Consider the following 22571-nt stretch of genomic DNA (forward strand, 5'->3'; position numbering starts at 1 on the left):
TCAGCACGCCTCCTTCCACGGCTGCCAGTCCCCGAGGTAGGCCGCGCGGGTCGCCGACTCGGCCTGTACGTCGGTGAGTTGGGGCCGGTTCTCGGGGACCGTGATCTCGGCGCCGGGGCCGGAGTTGCGGTACTCGGCGAAGCGCTGGTTCTGCCAGGGGAAGGCGTCCGACATGTTGGTGTAGGGCGCGACCGCGTCGATGCCGGGACCGAGGTGGGTGTCCCGGACGACGAGGGAGGGGCGGGCGGTGGTGTCGGAGCTGGGCACCCAGGGGCGGGCCAGCTTGTAGTAGGCGTCCGGCGCCTCGCTGCTGACACGGCTCCTGGTCACCAGGTACCCGAGCGGGTTGGCGCCCGCCGTCGAGGGCGCGAAGACGAAGCCGTACGGGGCCGACGTCAGGTCGGTGCGGGTCAGGGTCCGGAAGTGGCAGTGCTCGTATACGGCCGTGGCCCGGCCGAAGACGAAGTCGACGTCGCCCTCGACATGGCAGTGGGAGAAGTACTGGCGGGCGAAGACGGTCAGGGCCGTCGAGTCGGCGTACAGGGTGTCCTGGTGGCCGAGGAACCGGCAGTGGTGGAACGCGGACCGGTCGCCCTGCACCTTGATGGCGACGGCCTGGGTGCCGGAGATGCCGGGGTGGTCGGCGCGCAGCCAGTCGTTGGCGAAGGTGATGTGGCGGGCGGTGAAGCCGGCGGCCTGCACGGTGGTGGTGGCGGATCCGGTGGTGCCGTAGGTTCCGCCGCCCGGCTTGGGGGTGCCGGCGGCGTTGTCGTAGACGATGACGACGTCACGCGGGTCGTCGCCGGCGCCGAGCCAGGTCATCTCCGTACGGGTCACGTCGACGGCGACGGTCTCCCGGTACGTCCCCGGCGCGATGACCAGCGTCCAGCCGCTGCCGGTCGCGGCGGTCACGGCGGCCCGGACGGAGGTGAAGTCGCCCTGGCCGGACGCGTCGACGTACAGGGTCTGCGCGGTCAGGCGGGCGGCCGGTGAACCGTACCGGCCGAAGGGGCGCGGCCGGGCGCCGACGGCTCGGGCGGGGGCCGACGCGAGCGCCAGGGCGGTGCCAGCTGCGGCGCCTGCCAGCAGGAATCCCCTTCTGGACAGGGGTAGTTGGCGGTGGGGCGAGGGCATGCGGGGGCTCCTTCGCGGTGCGACTCTTCGGAGGTGATCCGAGGGATCGGGGTGAGCCGAGTCATCCGAGTGATCGGGGTGATCGGGGTGATCGGGGTACTTCCTCGCCGTGGGGGGTGGTGGAGCGGGGCCGGGGCTGTGCGCCCCGGCCCGGTGCGGGTGGCGTGGGTCAGTGCAGGCGGCCGGCGCCCGCGCAGCGGTCGAGGATCCCCGGCAGCGCCTTGGGGTTGTCGACCTTCGTCCGCAGGGTCGGCTTCCATCCGGCGCCGGACTGGAGGGTCTCCGCCGGGATCTCGGCGTTGTGGACCGCGATGAGGTCCGTCAGCTTGCCGTTGACGTAGTTGTTCTCGGCGGTCAGCGGCGACTCGTTCCACTTCTTCAGCACCTTGCCGACGCTCGCGCCGGCCGGCAGCGAGATGCTGTTGTCGCTGGCGTGGAGCTGCGAGGAGATGCCGACACCGAAGATGTAGTAGTCGTCCTTCTGCTCCTCGGTCACCACGTAGTGGTTGTTGTAGACGTCGACCTGCCCGAACCGCACCCGCGGGGAGCGCTGGAGGATGCCCTCGAAGCGGTTGTGGTGCATGGTGACCTTGAGCTTGCCGCCGTCGGTGGTGGCCAGGCCGTCGCCGTTGCCGATCAGCATGTTCTTGTCGTGGTTCTCGTAGCGGTTCCAGGACACGGTCACATAGTTGGAGCCGCGCACGATGTCCGTCAGCCCGTCGTGCTGCTGGAAGACCTTGCCGAAGTAGACCGGACGCTCGCTGTCGGGGTAGCGCCCGTCGGTGAACGTGTTGTGGTCGAGCCACACGTGATCGGTGCCGTAGACGACCACGGTGTCGTACTCGGAGTTCCAGTTGCCGGTCTTGTTGTCGTCGGTCGGGTCCCACTTGGGGAAGCAGTCGAGCGGGGCCTCGATGGTGAGGTTGCGCAGGATGACGTTCGAGACGCCCTTGATCTGGATGCTGCCGCCGAGGATGCCGGAGTTCTTGCCGACGCCGACGATGGTGGTGTTGCTGGGGATGTTGGCCTTGATCTCCGTGTCCTGCTTGGCGGCGGAGGCGACCCGCGCGTCCTCCTGCGGGCCCATGGCGACCTTGTCGTTGCCGTAGACGGCCGGGTCGTAGTCCTTGAGGTACTGCTGCAGGTCGTACCCGTCGGTGACGAAGGCCTCGCAGCCCTGGGAGACGGCGTCGATCATGCCCTTGACCTTGATGATCTTGGGCGCGTCGCCGCCGGCCTTCAACGCGGCCTTGAACTCGGCCCAGGTGGTGACGGTGTAGACGTGCTCGGCATCGGCGGCCGACCCCCCGGTCGTCCCCGCCCCCTCGGAGCCCCAGCCGTCGCCCGAACCGAGGACCTGGCGGCCGAGGTCACGGGGCCCGGCCTGGGCACCGGTCCCGGTGAGACCGAGGACGAGCGCGGTGCAGCCGATCAGCACCGCGGCCTTTGTTATGACATGCCCATGCCATACCTGTGCGTTCATTGTGCGGCTCTCTTTTCTGCGGTCGGGGTGGTTACGCGGCGGCCTGCGGCCAGGTGATCCAGGACTCCGGGATCTCTTCGTCGAGCCGGCGCACGTCCTGCGCACCGAGCACCCGCGTCCGCAGCAGCTCCCGCGCCACAAGACGCGCCACGGCGATCGCGCCCGGCGGGTTGAAGTGCGTGTTGTCCTGCTCGGTGGCGGTCCAGTTGAAGTACGTCTTCGTCCCCTCGACCCCGAGCTGCTGCCACAACGCGAGGGACAGGGCCTGGATGTCGAGCAACGTGACGCGCTCCTCCTGGGCGAGCGCACGCATCGCTGCCGGATAGTCGCCGTGGGTCGGCACGGCGTTGCCGCCGGCGTCGAACTTCCGGCGCTCGACGGCGGTGGCGAGGACGGGCCGGGCGCCCCGAGCACGGGCGCCGTCGATGTACAGACGCAGATAGTCCTGGTACGTCGTCCAGGGCTCGGTGTACCGGGTGGGGTCGGCGGCCTTCTCGTCGTTGTGGGCGAACTGGACGAGAAGGAAGTCCCCGGGGCGAATGGCCTGGAGAATGACGTCGAGCCGCCCTTCATCCACAAAGCTCTTCGAACTGCGCCCGTTCACCGCGTGATTGGAAACGGGCCGATCCTTGTGCAGAAAGAAGGGGAGCGCCATACCCCACCCGGTCTCGGGGGCGGCGTCGGCGTATTTCTGGGCGGCGGTGGAATCACCGGCGATGTAGAGGGTGCGAGGGCGCTGCGCTGCTTGGGCGGTACCGGTGGCCGCGAGGGCGAGCGGGGCGGCGGCCACGGCCGCCAGGGTTACCTGTCTGCGGGTGAGCGACACGAGGGGTGCCTTTCTCAACAGAGCTACTGGGGTAGGTTCGTTCGGCGGTGCCTTTCAAACGCGGGAGCGGCAACGTACCCAGGGGCGCGGGGAACTGCGCGACCAGCCACACACAACCCGCGGCCGGCCGCGCAGAGAAGCCACCGAGCTCCTAGCCGTTCCTTTCCTCCCACTCAGCCTGAGCCTTGTTCAGCTGGTCAGCCATCGTGTCCAGGAACTCCTTGGCGCTCATGTCCCCGTTCAGCACCTTCTGGAAGTTCGGCTCGTTGTCGGCCTTGGAGATGGTGTTCCAGTCAGGCAGGTAGTACGGCAGCTGCACGATCGTCGTAGAACCGTCAGTCAGCGCGGCGGCAGCCAGCTTCGTGGGCTCGGCCTTGGAGATCCACGCATCCTTGGCGGCGTCGTTGTTCGCCGGCACCTGCCCCGCCGACTCGTTGAACTTCGAGTTCTCGTCGTGCGAGAGGGCGAACTCGATGAACTTCCAGGCGGCCTCCTTGTTCTTGGAGCTCTTGAAGAGGCCGATCCCGTCAACCGGGTTGGACACCTGGACCCGCTTACCGGCGGAGCCGACCGGCTGCGGAATGCCCCGGAACTTCTCCGTCCCCAGCGCCTTCACATGGTCCTGGTACGACCCCAGGTTGTGGTTCAGCATCCCGATCGTGCCGGAATCCCACTGGGCGACCATCTTGGTGAAGTCGTTGTTCAGGTCGGCGGCCGGAGTGACCTTCTTGAAGAGCGCGGCGTACTTCTCCAACGCGGCCACGTTCTTCGGGTCGTTGACGGTCGTCTTCGCACCGCTCGCGTCCCAGAAGGACGTGATCCCGGACTGCCCGTACATCGCGTCCAGCGCCTGGGCGATGGAACCGGCGCCACCACGGATGGTGTATCCGAACTCGTTCTTCTTGGCGTCGGTCAGCTTCTCCGCGGCCGCGTAGAACTTGTCCCAGGTGGTCGGCTCGTCCAGCCCGGCCTTCTTGAACAGATCGGTGCGGTAGTACAGCACACCGTTGTTCGCGGAGGTCGGGATCGAGTACAGCTTGTCGTCCCCGCCGCCCGCGGCCTTCAGCGAGGTGACCATGTCCTCGTTGAGCTTGCCGTTCAGGGAGGACTTGGCCAGCCGGTCGTCCAGCGGCTCCAGCGCGTTCTGCGCGGCGAACCCGGCGAGCATCGCCGCGCCGACGCCACCGACGTCCGGCAGGCCGCCGCCCTGGATGGCGGTGTCCACCTTGGACTGGTAGTCGGTGGACGGGATCCCGACGTACTCGACCTTGATGTCGGGGTTCGCCTTCTCGAAGTCGGCGATGACCTCCTTCCAGATGTCGGTGCGGACACCGCCGTTGTTGTCCCAGAAGACGATCTCGCCCTTGCCGCTGCCCTCTTCGCCCTTGTCGCCGCCGGCGCCGCTGCCGTCGTCACCGCAGGCGGTGGCGGTCAGGGCCAGGACGGAGCCCAGAGCGACGGCCACGGCGGCGCGCCTGCTTCTGCGAATGCTGATCTTCATTGGTCGGCTCTCTTCTTCTGGATCAAACACTGCTGGATCAAACGCTTCTGGATCGAGTAGGAGATATGCAGTTGTGGGGGTCTCAGTGGCGCGCGTACGGCGCCCAGCCGTCCGTGCCCCGGAGGTAGTCGGCGACGGTGTGGACCCGCGCCTCGTCCGCGCTCATCTGCGGCCGGTCCGCGGTCACGGCCGCGCCCGGACCGAAGTTGCGGTACTCGGTGAAGCGCGCGTCCTTCCACGAGAAGCCGCTCATGTCGGTCCACGGAGAGGACTTGATCGCGGCGGGCAGCCAGGTGTCCCTGATCAGCACCTGCGCGACGGCGTTCGGCTCCCCGCCCGGATGCCACGGCCGCCCCAGGTGGAAGGTCCCGGCCGGCGCGTCGCTCACGATCTTCGACCCGGTGATCAGGAACCCGTACGGGTTGCCGGTCCAGGTCGAAGCGGCCGTGATGTACCCGTTGTTGGTGTCCGAGCCCCGGCTCAGCGCCCGGACGACCGACCGCTCGATGACGGTGGTCGCCCGCCCGTACACGAAGTCGACGTCGCCCTCGATGTACGAGTCGCGGATGTAGACCCGGTTGATCACGTCCAGCTTGGGGCTGTCGGTCATCAGGGTGTCCTGGTTGCCCAGGAAGGCGGTGTCCTCGAAGACGATCCGGTCACCGGTGGTCTTCATGGCGAGGGCCTGCTCGCCGTTCAGCTCGACCGCGGCCTCGTCGAAGTCGTTGCTGAAGGTGAGGTTGCGGGCGGTGACGTCGTTCGCGGCGATCCGGACCGTCGCGCTCCCCGTCGAACCGCCGTACGCGGCAGGCGTGTCGAAGACGATGACGGTGTCGGACCGGTCGTGTCCAGTCCCCCGCAGCACGATGTTCGGCTTGGTCGCGGGGATGTAGACCTTGGCGCGGTACGTCCCCGGAGCCACCGCGATCGTGACCGGCACGGCGTTGCCGTCGGGCACGGCGTCCACGGCGGCCTGCACGGTCGGGTAGTCGGCCGGGACGTGCAGGGTCACGCCGATCCGCTTCTGCGGTCCGGAGAACTTCTTCACCAACGCCGGTACGGCGGCGGCCGCATCGAGCCGGTAGTCGTAGAACTCGCGCGGATCGAAGGCCGTCCCCCACGCGTCCTGCCGCCCGCTGACGTTCTTCAGGATCGAGCCGCGCTGCACCAACTGGGCGGTGGCGTCGGCCTGGTAGGGATGCTGGACTCCGTCGTAGTAGCTGTTCTCGATGACCATCTTGGTCTGTCCGCGCGACCAGTTCCCGTACGTCCACGTCGGGTCGCCGTCGGACACCTGCGCCGAGAGGTAGTTGTTGTAGAGGTGGGCGTAGGCGCAGTTGTCGGCGGACGGATTGCGTTGCTTCGTTCCCGTGAACCAGTTGTGGTCGATCGTGATCTCGGTCTGGACGTTGGTGGTCCAGCCGATCCCGAAGGCCTTGTTGTGGCTGGTGAACTGGTTGTAGGAGACGGTGATGTAGCGGCTGTCCTTGCGGATGTCGAGCAGTCCGTCGCCCATGTGCGTGAGGCGGTTGTGGTCGATCCAGACGTGGTCGACGGTGTCCATCTGGATGGCGTCGAAGTCGGTGGTCTTGCCGTCCCAGTCGCCCTCGACATAGGAGTCGCGGATCGTCAGGTTGCGGATGATGACATTGCTCGTACCGGGGTTGAGGTGCAGCTCCCCGTGGACGATCTCTCCGGTGTCCCCGACGCCGATGACGGTCTTGTTCGAGGTCACGACGATGTCCGAGCCGAAGGGCTCGACGGCGATCGCCCCCGACACCCGGATGACGTACGGCTCCTCGGCCGCCGCGTACTTCGCGAGTGAGGCCTGGTCGGTGACGGTCACGACCTTGCCGCCCGCGCCGCCGGTGGTCCCACCGGCCAGCGAGGCGAAGCCGTGCGGCTGATCGGTCCAGCGATCGGCGGACGAGTCGGTCGGGGCAGTGGCGGCAGCGGTCGGAGCAGGGCCGACGGCCTGCGCCTCGCCTACCGCCCCGAGGCACAGGGCGGCCACCAGTCCGAGCACGGTGGCCACGACCCTGCCGTACCCCGGTCTCGGCAAGCGCTTGCCATGGAGGTGCGTCATTGCGGCTCCCAACAGGCATCGGGTGGGTTACAAGGAGGTGATCCGGAACTGTGTGAAGCTCGCCGCGCCGGCGTGTCCCGGACCGGCGGGCGCGAGGGCGAACAGGCCGAGCAGGGCGCCGACCCAGCGCCAAGGGGTGGCCGCGAAGACGGGGCCGGACGGGCGCAGGCCCTCCCCGACGTCGTAGAAGAACCGGCAGCGCGCCCCCGCCCCGATCTCGATGCGCAGCCGTACCCGCCCCTGAGGCGCGAGCCGCGCGTGTTCGGCGTCCCGTTCCTTCTCCGCGACGGCCTCGGCGAACCGGTGCACCACGTGCACCTCTCCGTCCGTGCCCCGCTGGAGCCCGATCCAGCCGAACGCGTCCCCGAGCACCGCGAGTCCCGCCCGTGCCCCCGGTTCCTCGCCGTCCAGCCGTAGTTCGACCTCGACCGCACACGGCGTGCCGGGCAGTCGCTGCGTGAGGATGTTCGGCAGTTTGCGCAGGTCGTGGGCGTCGGCCGAGCGGACGCAGGCCAGCTTCAGGCCGTCGCCGGAGTGCTGGGTGGCCCAGCCGTCCTGCGGATTGGCGGTCCAGGACCACTGGCGGCCGAAGCGTCCGCCGGGGAAGTCGTCGTCGGTGGCGGGCGCGGCGGGCGGCTGCGGCGGCAGGTCGGGGGTGCGGTGTTCGGCGACGGGGGCGCCGTCGTCGCCGAACACCGGCCAGCCGTCGGCACCCCAGCGCATCGGCTGGAGGTGGACGACACGGCCGTAGGCGCCCCGCTGCTGGAAGTGCAGGAACCAGTCCTCACCGGACGGGGTGCGCACCCAGCCGCCCTGGTGCGGCCCGTTGACGTCGGTGTCCTTCTGTTCGAGGACGATCTTCTCCTCGTACGGCCCGAAGAACTCGCGCGAGCGGAAGGCGCCCTGCCAGCCGGTCTCCACTCCCCCGGCGGGCGCCAGGATCCAGAACCAGCCGTCGTGCCGGTAGAGCTTCGGTCCTTCGAGGGTGAACCAGCCGGGGATCCGGTCGCCGTCGACGATCAGCTTGCCCTCGTCGAGGAGTTCGGTGCCGTCGGGGTGCATACGGTGGCCGGTGAGCCGGTTCTTCACCCCCGACCGGGACTTGGCCCAGGCGTGCACGAGGTAGGCCTCGCCGGTCTCCTCGTCCCACAGGGGGCAGGGGTCGATCAGGCCCTTGCCCTGCTTCACCAGGTGCGGGCGGGTCCAAGGGCCGCGGATCTCGGGGGCGTTGACCTGGAAGATGCCCTGGTCGGGGTCGCCCCAGAAGATCCAGAAGCGGTCGTCGTGGTGGCGGAGGGACGGGGCCCAGACGCCGCAGTCGTGGCGGGGCGCCGCGAACTCCTCGGCCGGTTCGAGACGTTCGACGGCGTGGCCCACCAGCGTCCAGTTGACCAGGTCGCGGGAGTGCAGCAGGGGCAGGCCGGGGGCGCGGCCGAAGCTGGAGGCGGTGAGGTAGAAGTCGTCGCCGACGCGGACGACGTCCGGGTCGGACCAGTCGGCGTTCAGGACGGGGTTGCGATACACGTCGGTCGTCACTGGCTCACCGCCTTGCGGACCAAGGCCGCCGCTTCGAGACGGGGAAGCCGTCCGTCGGCGACGACGGTGACGATCCGCCGTACGACGGTCTCGCCCGGCGGAACGGCCAGCCGCTCCTCGGCGGCCAGCGAGGACCCGACGCCCGGATACTCCTCGGCGCGCACGAACCACGGGTCCTGCCGGGTCTGGTCGGTGGCCCCCGCGAAGACGAGCGTCCAGGTGCTGCCCGCGAGGGCGACCCAGTCGGCGCGGGTGCCATGGACGGCCGCCTCGCCCTCGCGGTCGACGGTGAAGACCTGCGGGGGCTCCTGCTCCTTGCGGGCACGCCAGAAGAAGCCGCCGTAGGCCGCGCCGGGCCGTCCGTTGGTGGCCGGGCTGCCGATCGACAGCATGTTCGCGGTCACGTTGGTGAGGGAGTAGGTGAAGTCCAACGCCCAGGCGGACGCGGTGAGTTCGGTGGTCGCGACCGTACGGCGCTCGCGCAGCAGCTCGGCCCCTGCCGCCACCCACCGCAGCTCCTCGACGAAGCCGTCGGGGTCGCGCAGCTGGAAGGCGGTGTGCCGCTGGGCGCCGTGGTTGTCGAGCTCGGTCGGGCCCTGGTCGCGGACGTAGGTGCGTCCGCCCCAGAAGTTGTGCCCCTCGACGTCGGGAACGGCTACACCGACGCCGAGGTGGTGTATGTGGTCGGCCGGGCTGAGTTCGGTGACCGCCGTGCCGGCCAGGGTGGTGACGGGGTGCAGATACGGGCGCGGGGAGAGCCGGGGCGGCAGTTCGGGCCGGGTGACGTACCGGCCGACCGGTCGGCCCGCGACGCGCAGCACCGCGGTGTCGTGGGGGGTCATCAGGTGCTCACCTCTTTCGTTCGTGCCGGAAGGGCCCAGGGGGCGCCCAGCTCGGAGTAGAGGGCGAGGGTGTCGGCGGCGGCCGCGACGAGGCCGTCGATGCCGGGCACGACCCGGCGCTGCTCGTCGGGGAGCAGCTGCCAGGCCTCGTCCGGCAGCGGGGTCGGGTCGGGGGCCCGTCGAATCGCTTCAACGACCTTCATGAAGGCGCCGGTCGCCTCGGGTGTGACCAGCAGGTCGGTGCCGTCGGTGAGGTGCTCGACGAGGTTCTCCAGCAGGTCGGTGCGGCCGTACTCGTACTCCTCGGGGCCGTGGTTCGCGCGCTGGAGCAGGACTCGGTCCTGCTTGTACCAGAAGGTGATCCGGCCGTGTTCGCCGTGCACGACCACGTACGGCTCGTCCGGGTCCTCCGCGCACAGGGTCGCGGCGACGACGACCTGGGGGCCGTGCGCGGTGGTGACGCGGACGCAGGAGGTGTCGTCGGACTCGATGGCGTTGGCGCGCAGCAGTTCGGTCTCGATGGCGGTGACGTCCTCCGCGCGGGTCGTGCCGCCCAGCGCGAGGGCGGTGGCGACGGCGTGCGCGAGGGGGTTGGTGAGTACCCCGTCGATCACGTCGACGCCGTTCATCCTGCGCTTGCCCGCCCAGGGCGCCCGTCGGTAGTACGCCTCGGCGCGGGCCCAGGCACCGGCCCCGCCGATCCCGACGATCTCACCGATCGCGCCCTCGGCCATCAGCGTCCGGATCGCGGGCACCGCGTGCGAGCCCAGCGACTGGAAGCCGATCTGGCAGACGACCCCGGCCTCGGCGACCCCGTCGGCCATGCGCCGGAACTCGGCGTACGACGGGGCGGGCGGCTTCTCCAACAGGATGTGCACGCCCTTGCCCACGGCCGCGAGCGCCAGGTCGGTGTGGGTCGGGATCGGCGTGCAGACCACCGCGACGCTCGCGCCGGTGGAGTCGAGGAGCGCGCCGAAGTCGGCGGACTGTTCCGGCGTTCCCAGGCCTTCGGGGAGTTCGTCCGCGCTCAGCGGGGTCAGCTCGCAGATGCCCGCCAGCCGTACGATCCCCTTGTCCTGAAGCCGGCGGATGTTCTCCAGGTGCCGGCGGCCGTGGCCGCGCGCGCCCGCCAGGACGATGGGTACGGCAGTGCTCATGGGATCCTCCCTGCGCCCGCGCCGCGTGCCACCTCTCGGTCGGCCGTGGCAGCGCTGTCGATCTTTGTGTGCAGGGTAGGTGTCCAGCCGACGTCGGCCGTGAGATCACGCTCGCTGCCGGAGTTGTAGGCGTTGTGGATGGCGAGCAGATCCACCGGATAGCCGTTGAACAGGGTGCCGGACTGGTGGAGGGCGGTGCCGTTCCAGCTCTTGACCAGGTCTGCGGCCTCGACGTGGCCGGGGGTGGTGAAGGCGTTGTTCTCGGCGAAGACGGCGGACTCGGTCGACACGCCGATGGAGTAGCGGTAGTCGTGGGCGTCGGCCGGGACGACGTACCGGTTGTTGTAGAGGTGCACCTGCCCGAAGCGGACGCGTGGGGCGCGCTGGACGACGGACTCGAACTCGTTGTGGTGCAGGGTGACCCGCAGCTTGCCCCGATCCCCGGTGGCCGTGTCGCCGTTGCCGATGAGGATCGCCTTGTCGTGGTCGGCGAACCGGCTCCAGGAGACGGTGACCAGGTCGGAGGCGTTGGTGATGTCCAGCAGGCCGTCGTGGCGCAGGTAGTTGCGGCCGAAGCAGGTGGGTTCCTTCTCGTCCGGGTGGCCCTTGTCGCTGAGGGTCACATGGTCGATCCAGACGTGGGTGGCGCCGCGCAGCCAGATGTTGTCGTACGCCGTCTTCCAGTCGCCGAGGCCGCCGGTGTTGGGCTGCCAGACCGGGAAGCAGTCGTAGGCGTCGCGGAGTTCGAGGTTGCGGACGATGACGTCGTTCGCGCCCCTGAGCTGGAGGCTCGCGCCCTTGAGGACCGCGCTGTCGCCGAGTCCGACGAGGGTGGTGTTGGAGCCGACCGTCAGCTCGATCCGCTCGGCCTGCTGGGCGGCCGAGGCCTGGCGAGCCTCCTCCTGCGGGCCGCTGGGCTTGGCGGAGCCCCAGGTACGCGGGTCGTAGGCGGCCAGGTACTTCCTGGTGCTGTAGCCGTCGGTGGCGTAGTCGGCGCAGTCCAGGTGGTCGCCGTCGTCGTCGGTGTTGGCGTCGATGGTGCCGGCGATCCTGATGATCTTCGGCGTGGCGCTGCCGCCGTCGAGAGCGCGGACGAGCTCACTGCGGTCGGTGACGGTGTACACGTGCGCGTCGTCGGCGGCGGCGCCTCCGGTGGTGCCTTCGCCCTCGGAGGCCCAGCCGTCGTGCGCGGGCAAGGTGTCGCGGCTGATGTCCCGGGCCTCGGCGTGGGCCGGGACGCACAGGAGTCCCAACAGCGCGCCGGTAACAGCGATCTGACGGTACTTCATATCGACACCACCCCCGCACGGTGACCGGCGGGCGACGGCTTCGGGGCACCCGCGGCCCGGCGGGCGGCCGCGCGCACCTCGCGGACGGTCGAGCCCGCCCCCGTGCAGGCTCGACGGTCGTCCGCGGGCAGGCTGCCGCGGGCCGCGGCGCGGGCGGGGATGCACAGGACTCTTCTCAGGGCCTCGGCGACCACGATCCGACGGGGCCTTGTCCTCCCCGCACCACCTTCGCGTCGCACGAGGTGATCAGCCGGCAGGGCGCATGTCACGGTGGTCCGACGGAGTCTCATCCCTTCACCGCCCCCGCGCTGAAGCCCGTGATCAGCCACTTCTGGATGAAGGCGAAGACGATCACGACGGGTACGGCCGCGATGATGCCGCCCGCGGCCAGTGCGCCCAGGTCGACGCTGTCGGCGCCCATCAGGGTGTTGAGGCCGACCGGGATGGTCTGCTTCTCCGGGTTGTTGAGGAACATCAGGGCGAACAGGAAGTGGTTCCAGGAGTGCACGAAGGCGAAGGAGCCGACGGCGATCAGACCGGGTCGCAGAAGCGGCAGGACGACGATCCTGAAGGCCGTCATCCGGTTGCAGCCGTCGACCCAGGCCGCCTCCTCCAGGGAGTACGGCACGTTCTTGATGAAGTTGCTGATCAGGATCATCGACAGCGGCAACTGGAAGACCGTCTCCGCGATGATGACGCTGGCCAGCGAGTTGATCATCTGCAGCTCGGCGAAGGTCTCGAACAGCGGCACCAGGAGCAGCGCGCCCGGCACGAACTGGGAGCACAGCAGGGCGAGCATGAAGGCGCGCTTGATCTTGAAGTTGAAGCGCGCGAGGGCGTAGCCGCCGGCCAGGGCGACGAGGGTCGTCATCAGCAGGGTGGCGACGCCGACCAGGACACTGTTCTGGAAGTAGGTGCCGAAGCTCCGCTCCGTCCAGACCTTCTCGAAGTGGTCGAAGGTGATCGGCCAGGGTACGAGCGAGGTCGAGCTGGCCGGGCGCAGGGAGAAGAGCAGGATCCAGTAGAAGGGGATCAGGGTGAAGACCAGGTAGATCGACAGCGGCAGATAGATCTGCCAACGCGGGACCTCGTCCCAGGATCGGTTCTTCTTCGACGTACGCGGCGGTTCGGGGGCGGCACGCATGGGGGCGGGCGCGGCCTTGGTGGCTTCCTTGACGCTCACTTGTCCTCACCTCCGAACTTGCTCAGCCGCAGATAGACGATCGAGCAGAAGAGCAGGATCACGAACGCGACCGTGGTCAGGGCGGACGCGTAACCGAAGTTGTGCGCGTCGACGCTGGTGTTGGCGATGTACAGCGGCAGGGTCATGGTCTCCCCCGCGGGGCCGCCGCCGGTCAGTGTGTAGAGCAGGTCGACGTTGTTGAACTCCCACACCGCGCGCAGCAGCGTGGACAGGACGATGGCGTCCTTCAGATGGGGCAGCGTGATGTGCCAGAACTGCTTGATCCGGCTGGCCCCGTCGACCTCGGCGGCCTCGTACAGGTCCTTCGAGACGGACTGGAGGTCGGCGAGGATGAGGATCGCGAAGAAGGGCACCCCGCGCCACAGGTCGGCGACGACCGCCGCCGGGAACACGGTGGAGGTGTCCGACAGCCAGCTGGTGCCGTAGGAGCCGATGCCGACGTCCGCGAGGTAACGGGTGATGCCCGTCTGGGAGTTGTAGAGGAGCACCCAGATCGCCGAGGTCAGCACGCCGGAGACGGCCCACGGGGAGAAGACCAGGGCGCGTCCCAGCGCCCTTCCCGCGAACGTCTGGTTGACGATCAGGGCGAGCGCGAGCCCGAACAGCAGCTGCAGTCCGACCTCGACGAACACCCACTTGGCGCTGAAGACCAGGGTGTCCCAGAACAGCGGGTCGTCGGTGAAGGCGTGGACGAAGTTGTCGAGGCCCGCGAAGCCGTTCCGCCACGGTTTGGTGGGGTTGTACTCCTGCAGGCTGTAGTAGAAGACGCTGATGACCGGGTAGGCGATGAAGCCCAGCATGAGCAGGGCCGCCGGGGCGATCAGCAGATAAGGGAGCCTGCGCGGCGTGGCGGAGGCACGGCGTCGCCGGGGTGGCGTGGGCGGTTTCGCCACGGCTGCGGCTTGGGCCATGACTGGTCTCCGTTCTCAGACGTCGTGCGTGCGGCTTGCTTTTGTGGTGCAGGAAGCGCTTTCTCGCTGTGTAGGGGTTGGCCCGGATCTCGCGAAACGGGGTGCCTCTCGTGGCGGTGTGGCGGCTGCGGACGCGTTGTGGCCGGTCGCGCAGTTCCCCGCGCCCCCTGCGGGGCGCGAGTCAGCTTGCGTATGGGTCCGGGACGTTGCCCGGGTGGGCCAGGAACTCGAAGTCGCAGCCGGTGTCGGCCTGGGTGATCTGTTCGTTGTAGAGGGCGCCGTAGCCTCGCTCATAGCGGGTGGGCGGTGGGCTCCACTCGGCTCGGCGGCGCTCCAACTCATCGTCGTCCACGTTGAGTTGGAGGACGCGCGCCGCGACGTCCAGGGTGATCGTGTCCCCGGTGCGTACGAGGGCCAGCGGTCCGCCGACGTACGACTCGGGCGCGATGTGCAGCACGCACGCGCCGTAACTGGTGCCGCTCATCCGGGCGTCGGAGATCCGCACCATGTCCCGTACGCCCTGCTTCAGCAGGTGGTCGGGGATCGGCAGCATGCCGTACTCGGGCATGCCCGGGCCGCCCTTGGGCCCGGCGTTGCGCAGCACGAGCACGCTGTCGGCGGTGATGCCGAGCGACGGGTCGTTGATGGTCCGCTGCATCGTCTTGTAGTCGTCGAAGACGACGGCGGGCCCGGTGTGCTTGAGCAGGTGCTGCTCGGCGGCGATGTGCTTGATGACGGCCCCGTCCGGGCAGAGGTTGCCGCGCAGCACGGCCACCCCGCCCTCGCCGGCGACAGGGTTCTCGCGGGTGCGGATGACGTCGTCGTTGTGGACGACGGTGCCCTCGATCTGCTCACCCAGGGTGCCGTTCACGGTCGGCCGGTCCAGGTGCAGCAGGTCGGTGATCCGTGAGAGGAAGGCGGGCAGGCCGCCGGCGAAGTAGAAGTCCTCCATGAGGTAGGTCTGTCCGCCCGGCCGGACGTTGGCGAGCACCGGCACGGTACGGGCGATGCGGTCGAAGTCGTCGAGGGTGAGCCTGATGCCCGCACGGCCCGCCATCGCGATGAGATGGATGACCGCGTTGGTGGAGCCCCCGAGCCCGAGCACCGTGGTGACGGCGTCCTCGAAGGCCTCGCGGGTGAGGATCTCGGACGGCTTCAGCCCGGTCCAGGCGAGCTCGACGGCGCGGCGCCCGGAGGCGGCGGCCATCCGCTCGTGCCCGGAGTCGACGGCCGGGATCGAGGAGGCGCCCGGCAGGGTCATGCCGAGGGCTTCCGCCGCCGCGGTCATCGTGGACGCGGTCCCCATGGTCATGCAGTGACCGGGCGATCGCGCCAACCCGCCCTGCAATTCCCGCAGTTCACAGTCCGTCAGGTTGCCCGCGCGGTGCTCGTCCCAGTACTTCCACATGTCGGTGCCGGACCCGAGGGTCTCACCGCGCCAGTGCCCCGGCAGCATCGGCCCCGCGGGCGCGAAGATCGACGGTACGTCGGCCGAGGCCGCGCCCATCAGCAGCGCCGGCGTCGACTTGTCGCAGCCGCCGAGCAGCACCGCCGCGTCGATCGGATACGACCGCAGCAGCTCCTCCGTCTCCATCGCGAGCAGGTTGCGATAGAGCATCGGGGTCGGCTTCTGGTACGTCTCCGAGACCGTGGCGACCGGGAACTCGAGCGGGAAGCCCCCGGCCTGCCACACCCCCCGCTTGACCGCCTCGGCACGCTCACGCAGATGAACGTGGCAGGGGTTGATGTCGGACCACGTGTTGAGGACGGCGATCACCGGGCGGCCCCGGTACTCCTCCGCCTCGTAACCGAGCTGCCGCATACGGGCGTTGTGGGACCAGGTGCGCAACTGCCCCTCGGTGCCGTACCACTGATGGCTTCTGAGTTCCTCGGGGCGCTTCCTCGCAGGCCCGTCGATCTTGTCGGTCATATCGACCACCCGGCGGCTATCGCGGCGACCTCGGCGCGCTCGTCCTCGGGCAGATGCCGGCTCGGCGGGCGGACGTCGCGGCGGCACAGGCCGAGGGAGGCGAGGGCCTCCTTGACGACGGTGACGTTGTTGGCGGAGCCGTTCGCGGCGCGCAGCTCCTCGAAGCGGCGGATCTGCTCCCAGACCTTCATCGCACCCGGGTAGTCCCCGGATCGAAGCGCTTCGATCATGTTCAGCGAGACGGACGGGGCGACGTTCACCAGTCCGGAGGTGAAGCCGGTGGCGCCCGCGGAGAAGTACGAGGGGGCGTAGGGCTCGGCGAGCCCCGCGACCCACACGAAGCGATCGAGCCCGGCATCCCGCGCGAAGGCGGCGAACTTGGCGGCGTCCGGTACGGCGTACTTCACGCCGATGACGTTCGGGCAGTCGTCGGCGAGTTCGGCGAGGCGGGCGCCGCTGAGCTGGGCGTTGCGGATGTACGGGACGACGCCGAGCTCGGGCACGGCGGCGGCGATGGCGCGGTGGTAGTCGACCCAGCCGTTCTGGGAGACGTACGGGTGGACGGGCTGATGGACCATCACCATCTGGGCGCCGAGCTCGCGGGCGTGCCGGGCGGAGGCGATGGCGGTGGGCACGTCGTGGCCGACGCCGACGAGGATGACGGCGCGGTCTGCGGCCTCGTCGACGGTCAACTCGGTGACGAGGCGGCGCTCTTCGGGGCTGAGGGCGTAGAACTCGCCGGTGTTGCCGTTGGGGGTGAGGGTGGTGACGCCCCCGTCGAGCAGACGACGCAGCAGGGCCCGGTGGACGTCCTGGTCGACGCGGCCGTCCTCGGCGAACGGGGTCACCGGGATCGCCACCACGTCGGCCAGGGCCGTCCGCTGGGTCTCGAACGTCGTGGTCATGCCGGACCGTCCTCTCCCTGGGCCTCGATCTCCGTGTCAGGGAAGGCCCGCTCGACGAACGACGCGATGTGGGCGTGCAGGGCGCGCGCGGCGCCGTCCGCGTCCCCTTCGAGCGCGAGCCGCAGGATCTCCCGGTGCTCGCCGGCCTCCCGCTCCCAGGACGGGGAGGCGGCCCAGGCGACGGCGGAGACGAGGGCCGCCTGGTCGCGGACCTCGTCGAGCATCCGGCCGAGCAGCGGGTTGCCGCACGGCAGATAGAGGGCGCGGTGGAACTCCCGGTTGGCGAGCGACCGTTCGGCGGTGTCGGCGGCGGCGTCGGCGCGGGTCAGGGCAGCACGCGCGGCATCGAGAGAGGCCCCGCGCTTCACGGCCCGCTTCAGTGCCTCGGGCTCCAGCAGCAGCCGCACGTCGTAGACCTCGCGCGCCATGTCCGCGTCCACCATGCGCACCGTGACGCCCTTGTACTGGCTCATCACGACCAGCCCGGTCCCGGCCAGCGTCTTGAGTGCCTCGCGCACCGGCGTCTTGGACACCCCGAACTGCGCGGCGAGCTCGGTCTCGACCAGGGCCTGACCGGGCGTCAACTGCCCGGTGAGGATGCGTCGTTTGATCTCCTCCAGCACGTACTGCGTGCGGGAGGGGATCGGCGTGGGCACAGAGGTCATGCGCGCCTCTCGGATCTTCGCGAGATGACTCTCGCGTATGGGATCTCAGGTATGGGATCTCACGTATCGCGTCTCATATATGACGTACGAAGTACGACGCGATGAAGGTAAGAGGGGGCGCATGTTTCGTCAATGCTTCTTACAAAGGAAGTTGGGGTTGCCGGGTGCTGGGCGGGGTTGCCGACTGCTGGTTGCTGGTTGCCCGTCAGACGCGCAGCACGTGACCTTCGCGTGCGGTGGCGGTGGGCCCACCGAAGGCCTCGGCAGCGCGCACCGTCGCCGCCTCCGGCGTGAGCGTGGGCCCGACATGCGTGACGACGAGCTCCCGTACACCCGCCCGGCGGGCGACGGTTCCGGCGTCCTCGGGCGTCAGGTGCACCTGTTCGCCATCGCGATGCGCGTCGATGTCGGCCTCGCAGAGGAACAGGTCGGCGTCGCGGGCGAGTTCGGTGAGGGCGGGGCAGGGCCCGCTGTCCCCGGAGTACGCGAGCACCCGCCCACCGCTCTCGATCCGCACCCCGTACGCCTCGACGTCGTGCACGACGGCACGCGAGGTGAGCAGCAGGTCACCGTGCTGGACGGTGTGGCCGTCGTACAGGGTCCGGAAGTCGAGGATGCCGCTCAGGAACCCGGCGTCGGGCCGCCCGAGGAAGGCGGCGAGACTCCCCCACTGCTTAACGCGTGGGAGGTACCCCCAGCGCGCAGTCGCCCGGCGCGTACACCGGAATGGGCGCGTCCGGAGTGAGCCCGCCATAGGCCAGCCCGTAGAAGGCGGCGAGCAGATCGGCGTTGTGATCGGCGTGCAGGTGCGAGATCCAGATCGCGCTGAGCCGTGCCGGATCGGTATGCCGCTGCAATTCCGCGAAGGTCCCGGTCCCGGCGTCCACCCACACCTCGGCCCCTCCCCCGCGCACCAGATAGCCGGGGCCGGGGTGCGGGGATGCGGTGCCGAGGACGGTGAGGGTGAGGGGCATGCGAGTGGGCGCTCAGTCGAGACAGAACTCGTTGCCCTCGATGTCCTGCATCACGATGCATGAATCGTTGCCGTCATACAGGAGTCGCACGCGTACCGCGCCGAGCGGGATCAGTCGTGCGCATTCGGCTTCGAGCGCGGCCAGGCGCTCTTCCCCCACGAGCCCGGTGCCGACCCTCACGTCAAGATGCACCCGATTCTTGGCGACCTTGCCTTCGGGGACGCGCTGAAAGTAGAGGCGCGGGCCAACACCTGAGGGATCACTGCAGGCGAACCATGAACCCTGATCCTCGGGATCCTGGGAGCGGTTGAAATCCTCCCAGGTGGCGAACCCCTCCGGTGGCGGCGGTACGACGTACCCCAACACCTCGCACCAGAAACGAGCAACGCGCTCAGGTTCTGCGCAGTCGAAGGTGACTTGGAACTGCTTGATCGTTGACACCGGCGCACACTAGCAGGGGGGCTGTCGACTGATGTGCAGTCAGTGGGCTGCTCCGTTGGGGAGGTTGATCGTCTTGTACTCGAGGAACGAGCTGAGTCCCTCGGGGCCGAACTCACGACCGACCCCGGATTCCTTGTAGCCGCCGAAGGGCGCGGCGAACTCGATCCGGAACCCGTTGAGGGTCAGGCTTCCGGTGCGGACTCGGCGAGCGATCCGCATGGCGCGGTCCTCGTCAGGGGTCCATACGCTTCCCGACAAGCCGTACTTCGAGTCGTTGGCAATACGGACGGCGTCGTTGTCGTCGTCGAACGGGATCACGACCAGTACGGGGCCGAAGATCTCGTTCTGGGCGATGCGCATGGAGCTGTCGACGTCGGCGAAGACCGTCGACTCGACGTACCAGCCCTTCGGCTGCCCCGCGGGCCGGCCGCCGCCCACGGTGGTCGTCGCACCTTCCCGCCGCCCGTCGGCGATGTAGTCCTCGACCCGGCGCCGCTGGCGTTCCGCCACCAGCGGGCCGACCTCGGTGGCGGGATCGTGCGGATCACCGACCGTCAGCTCGGCCGCTGCTTGGGAGATCGCATCGACGGTCTGCCGGTAGCGGCTGCGATGGGCGAGGATCCGTGTCTGCGCCAGGCACTGCTGTCCGGACATCATGATCGCAAATGGCATGAGGGCCGGTACGACGCTGTCGATGTCGGCGTCCTCGAGGATGATGGCGGGCGACTTCCCACCGCATTCGAGGGTGACGCGCTTGAACTGCTCGCCGCACAGGGCGGCGACCCGTCGCCCGGTGGCGGAGCTACCGGTGAAACTGATCTTGTCCACCAGCGGATGGCGGACGAGCGCCTCGCTGCTCGGCCTGTCGGCAGGCACGATGTTGAGCACGCCCGGAGGCAACTGGGCTTCCATCGCGGCCTCGGCGAGCAGATATGCGTCGAGCGGCGTCTCGGGCGCGGGCTTGAGCACCACGGTGCAGCCGGCGACCAGGGCCGGGGCGAGGTTCGCCATGGTGAGGATGAGCGGAACGTTCCACGGCACGATCTGCCCGACGACCCCCATCGGTTCCCTCAGGATCCGCGCCGGTCCGGTGAGGCCGGCTCGGTCCTCCTCGAACGGGAAGGTCGCGGCCAGCCCTCGGAAGTAGTCGAGGAGCATCACCGGAACCGGTGCCTGGAGGCGATTGGAGAAGCTGATGGGCGAGCCCATCTCCTCGGTGATGAGCTGGGCGATCAGGGGGACGCGCGCGCGGAGATAGGCGGTGAAGGGATCCAGCGCGTCGGCCCGCTCCTGAGGCGACATGCGCGGCCACGGTCCGTCGTCGAAGGCTGCACGAGCCGCGCGGACGGCTCGGTCCACGTCGGCGGGCGTCGAGGAGGGAGCCGAACCGATCGGCTCCTCGGTGGCCGGGGAGATGACCTCGAGCAGGTCATCGCCCTCCGGCTCGACCATGTCACCGCCTATGAAGAGCCGGTCCCGTACGAAGTCCGTGGCTTGGATGATCGTGTCCGAAGGCATCGCTGGCCTCCCGGCTTACTGTCGGGACACGTGCGTCACCGCCCGTGACCCGCCTTTCGTTTCGGTCGGTACGGGTGTCGGTACGGGTGGCTTTCTCTCGGTCTGCAACCGGCGTGCCTATCCCTCTTTCAACCGTACGACTGATCCGGGCGGGGCAGGCCCTCACCGGAGTCGCCGAGGAGGGTTACGGCCGCTGCCACCCCGGATCCCGCCCGCTCAGCCCCACCGCGCGGTCCAGCAAAGACGCCTCGTCCGGCACCGGCACGACCGGGCCGAAGATGCCGCCGCGGTCGGGGTCGTCGGCGGCGGCGCGGAGGAAGTCGTACGACGCCTGGAGGGCGGCCGGGTCCGGTGCGTACGGCCGGCCCGTGGCCACGGCCAGGTCCCAGCCGTGGATCACCAGCTCGTCCGTGGCCACTGCCGCCGCCACCGCACCGGGCAGGTCCACGCCGCCCGCACGAGTCATGCCGACCCGCGCGTCCGGAGCGCGCCATGCCTCGGCCAGTTCGTCGAGCACCTTGGGCAGCTCCTCGCGCCAGCCCGGTCCGATGTCCGGTACGGCGGCTTCGGGGCTGGTGTCGGTCGTGACGCCCAGGTCCTTGCGGCCGGCATCACGAAAGGCGACGGCCAGACCGAGCAGGTGGCCCAGCAGGTTGCGCACCGCCATCTCCGGGCAGGGCGTAGGCGCCGAGAGCTGGTCGTCGGTGACGCCCTCCGCGAGGCGGGCGATGACGCGGGCCTGCGGTCCGAGATCGAGGGTCGTGTCGGTCATGGGGTGGCTCCTCACAGATGGGTTCCCGAGAGGTAGACCGGCGGGGGTCACGAAACTAATCGGCACTAATCGGCGGCGCTCGCGGAACTCATCGGCGGAGTGGACGGTCGAGGACGGGAGGGCGGGCGCGCCGCAGCGGAACGGGACGGGCAGTCGAGCCCGGACCGGCCGGTCATCGTCTCGGCCCCCGGGTCTCCGCCACGGCATCGCCGTCGAGCGGCGTCATGGGAGCCGAACCGTCTCCTCGCACCCCTGTGCGGTTGCGGCCCCGGGGGGCCGAGGTGGCCCAGGCGCGCCGGACCCAGCCCCCGGCTCCGCGCGCTCCGGCTGCGGCTCCGGCGGCCTTCCCTCAACCGAGCAAGCCCGTCATACGCCCCGCACCGGCCCCGGCACTCCACCCCAGCCGGCTCCCCCACCCCAACAGCTCCCCCGGCATCTTCCCGCCCGCGAAGCACCACAGCGCGATCACCAGGTCGCAAATCGCGCAGCCCAGCGAGGAGGTGCACCGGGCCCTCAGCCGCCCCATAAGCATCACCGGCAGCTTCCAACGGATTCCCGCCGCGCCCCGGAGCACGTGCCCCACCTCGGCCCCGGCTCAGTCCGTCCAGTCAGTCCGTCCGGTCAGCCCGTCCAGTCCGCGCCCGAGATGCCGTCGGGATGCCCCGCCGGCCACTGGACCAGCTCGATCCGGTTGCCGTCCGGATCGGTGAGCCATGCCGTCAGGAAGTCGTTCGAACCGTCCGGGGATACGGGTTCCTCGGCATCGATGCCCTGCGCGGCGAGTTCGTCGATCGTGGCCGCCATCGACTCCACCTTGATGACGAAATGGTTGAGGACGCTGCTGTTACCGGCCTCGGCCTTGTATCCCCCCGCGGGATCGTGGACGAGTTCGATGCTGACGAACTCGTCGCCGGGGAGCTTGAGCATGGTCAGGCTTCCGAACGGGGTTTCGGGGACGCTCCCGATCACTTCATAGCCGACGGCCGTGTAGAACGCGAGCGATCGTTCGAGGTCGGCCACGCGAAGGCCGAAGTGCAGGGTCCTCATCGATTCCCCTTTCCGGACAACGAAAAACGGCCCGCCGCAGAATCCGACGGACCGTCACAGTACTTCGAGCCGAACGTCAGCCGACCGGCTCCGGCGCAATGGCGGCCGACGTCTGCGTGGTCGTGAACTCTTCGGACTCGACATCCTCATCCCGCTGCTTCTTCAGAGCGAGTTCCCGGGCCGTCTTTTCCGAGAACAGCCTCATTTCTGCCTCGGTCCGGAGATCGAACACCATTGCCTCCTTCGAGCTCTGTCCGGTCGCGGCTCCCTTGACTGCCGCGAGCGCCTCTTTGCCTGAACATTACCTTGCGCCCCACCCCGGAGTCACGATCAAATTACGGTCGCACACA

At 69.3% G+C, this 22571-nt stretch carries 21 protein-coding genes and 1 pseudogene; all 22 read right to left on the bottom strand.

Annotated elements, in window-relative coordinates; genetic code table 11:
• The 22 genes and pseudogenes from EHO50_RS39490 to EHO50_RS44340 all read right to left on the bottom strand — a co-directional run bounded on the left by EHO50_RS39490 (position 1) and on the right by EHO50_RS44340 (position 22456).
• Positions 1-1134 carry a pectinesterase family protein gene (locus EHO50_RS39490; protein ID WP_128436671.1) on the bottom strand — a complete coding sequence of 378 codons (1134 nt, stop codon included), beginning with the start codon at positions 1132-1134 and terminating at the stop codon, positions 1-3.
• Between the two features lie 169 nt (positions 1135-1303).
• Positions 1304-2617, bottom strand: a complete 1314-nt coding sequence (locus EHO50_RS39495) for a pectate lyase family protein (RefSeq protein WP_128436672.1) — start codon at positions 2615-2617, stop codon at positions 1304-1306.
• Between the two features lie 31 nt (positions 2618-2648).
• On the bottom strand, positions 2649-3443 hold the full coding sequence (locus tag EHO50_RS39500; RefSeq protein ID WP_128436705.1) for a rhamnogalacturonan acetylesterase: 795 nt from the start codon (positions 3441-3443) through the stop codon (positions 2649-2651).
• A 151-nt stretch (positions 3444-3594) separates the two neighbouring features.
• Positions 3595-4944 (bottom strand): ABC transporter substrate-binding protein, encoded by a 1350-nt coding sequence (locus EHO50_RS39505; protein ID WP_128436673.1) that lies wholly within the window; start codon positions 4942-4944, stop codon positions 3595-3597.
• Positions 4945-5026: 82 nt separating this feature from the next.
• Positions 5027-7030 (bottom strand): pectinesterase family protein, encoded by a 2004-nt coding sequence (locus EHO50_RS39510; protein ID WP_128436674.1) that lies wholly within the window; start codon positions 7028-7030, stop codon positions 5027-5029.
• A gap of 27 nt (positions 7031-7057) precedes the next feature.
• Positions 7058-8566, bottom strand: coding sequence for a glycoside hydrolase family 43 protein (locus EHO50_RS39515; protein ID WP_128436675.1), 1509 nt, complete (start codon positions 8564-8566; stop codon positions 7058-7060).
• Positions 8563-9408 carry a DUF6807 domain-containing protein gene (locus EHO50_RS39520; protein WP_128436676.1) on the bottom strand — a complete coding sequence of 282 codons (846 nt, stop codon included), beginning with the start codon at positions 9406-9408 and terminating at the stop codon, positions 8563-8565. The genes EHO50_RS39515 and EHO50_RS39520 overlap by 4 nt, the downstream gene beginning before the upstream one ends.
• A complete protein-coding gene (locus EHO50_RS39525) occupies positions 9408-10565 on the bottom strand; it encodes a Gfo/Idh/MocA family protein (protein ID WP_128436677.1) in 1158 nt (385 codons plus the stop codon). Before EHO50_RS39525 ends, EHO50_RS39520 begins: the two co-directional genes overlap by 1 nt.
• A complete protein-coding gene (locus EHO50_RS39530) occupies positions 10562-11854 on the bottom strand; it encodes a pectate lyase family protein (RefSeq protein ID WP_128436678.1) in 1293 nt (430 codons plus the stop codon). The genes EHO50_RS39525 and EHO50_RS39530 overlap by 4 nt, the downstream gene beginning before the upstream one ends.
• Entirely contained in the window at positions 11851-12048 is a 198-nt protein-coding gene (locus EHO50_RS39535; protein ID WP_128436679.1) for a hypothetical protein, read from the bottom strand. Before EHO50_RS39535 ends, EHO50_RS39530 begins: the two co-directional genes overlap by 4 nt.
• A gap of 92 nt (positions 12049-12140) precedes the next feature.
• Positions 12141-13037 carry a carbohydrate ABC transporter permease gene (locus tag EHO50_RS39540; protein WP_128436680.1) on the bottom strand — a complete coding sequence of 299 codons (897 nt, stop codon included), beginning with the start codon at positions 13035-13037 and terminating at the stop codon, positions 12141-12143.
• Positions 13034-13969: a carbohydrate ABC transporter permease gene (locus tag EHO50_RS39545; protein ID WP_128436681.1), complete on the bottom strand. Its 936-nt coding sequence runs from the start codon at positions 13967-13969 to the stop codon at positions 13034-13036. Before EHO50_RS39545 ends, EHO50_RS39540 begins: the two co-directional genes overlap by 4 nt.
• Before the next feature lie 181 nt (positions 13970-14150).
• The gene (gene araD, locus EHO50_RS39550) at positions 14151-15899 is read right to left on the bottom strand and encodes an L-arabinonate dehydratase (protein ID WP_128436682.1); all 1749 of its coding nucleotides are present in this window, start codon (positions 15897-15899) and stop codon (positions 14151-14153) included.
• Positions 15896-16804, bottom strand: a complete 909-nt coding sequence (locus EHO50_RS39555; protein ID WP_128436683.1) for a dihydrodipicolinate synthase family protein — start codon at positions 16802-16804, stop codon at positions 15896-15898. Before EHO50_RS39555 ends, araD begins: the two co-directional genes overlap by 4 nt.
• Positions 16801-17469, bottom strand: coding sequence for a GntR family transcriptional regulator (locus EHO50_RS39560; protein ID WP_128436684.1), 669 nt, complete (start codon positions 17467-17469; stop codon positions 16801-16803). Before EHO50_RS39560 ends, EHO50_RS39555 begins: the two co-directional genes overlap by 4 nt.
• A 205-nt stretch (positions 17470-17674) precedes the next feature.
• Positions 17675-18443, bottom strand: a pseudogene (locus tag EHO50_RS39565) (MBL fold metallo-hydrolase).
• 12 nt (positions 18444-18455) lie between these two features.
• Entirely contained in the window at positions 18456-18884 is a 429-nt protein-coding gene (locus EHO50_RS39570) for a VOC family protein (protein WP_128436685.1), read from the bottom strand.
• A 39-nt stretch (positions 18885-18923) separates the two neighbouring features.
• On the bottom strand, positions 18924-20402 hold the full coding sequence (locus EHO50_RS39575; RefSeq protein ID WP_128436686.1) for an aldehyde dehydrogenase: 1479 nt from the start codon (positions 20400-20402) through the stop codon (positions 18924-18926).
• A 184-nt stretch (positions 20403-20586) separates the two neighbouring features.
• Positions 20587-21174, bottom strand: coding sequence for a TIGR03086 family metal-binding protein (locus tag EHO50_RS39580; protein ID WP_128436687.1), 588 nt, complete (start codon positions 21172-21174; stop codon positions 20587-20589).
• Between the two features lie 349 nt (positions 21175-21523).
• On the bottom strand, positions 21524-21706 hold the full coding sequence (locus tag EHO50_RS44735) for a DUF6010 family protein (RefSeq protein ID WP_220096492.1): 183 nt from the start codon (positions 21704-21706) through the stop codon (positions 21524-21526).
• A gap of 89 nt (positions 21707-21795) precedes the next feature.
• A complete protein-coding gene (locus tag EHO50_RS39590; RefSeq protein ID WP_128436689.1) occupies positions 21796-22221 on the bottom strand; it encodes a VOC family protein in 426 nt (141 codons plus the stop codon).
• A 76-nt stretch (positions 22222-22297) separates the two neighbouring features.
• Entirely contained in the window at positions 22298-22456 is a 159-nt protein-coding gene (locus tag EHO50_RS44340; protein WP_164905077.1) for a hypothetical protein, read from the bottom strand.
• Positions 22457-22571 lie beyond the last annotated feature (115 nt).

Source organism: Streptomyces cyaneus (genome assembly GCF_004028635.1).
GTDB classification, from domain to species: Bacteria; Actinomycetota; Actinomycetes; order Streptomycetales; family Streptomycetaceae; genus Streptomyces; species Streptomyces cyaneus.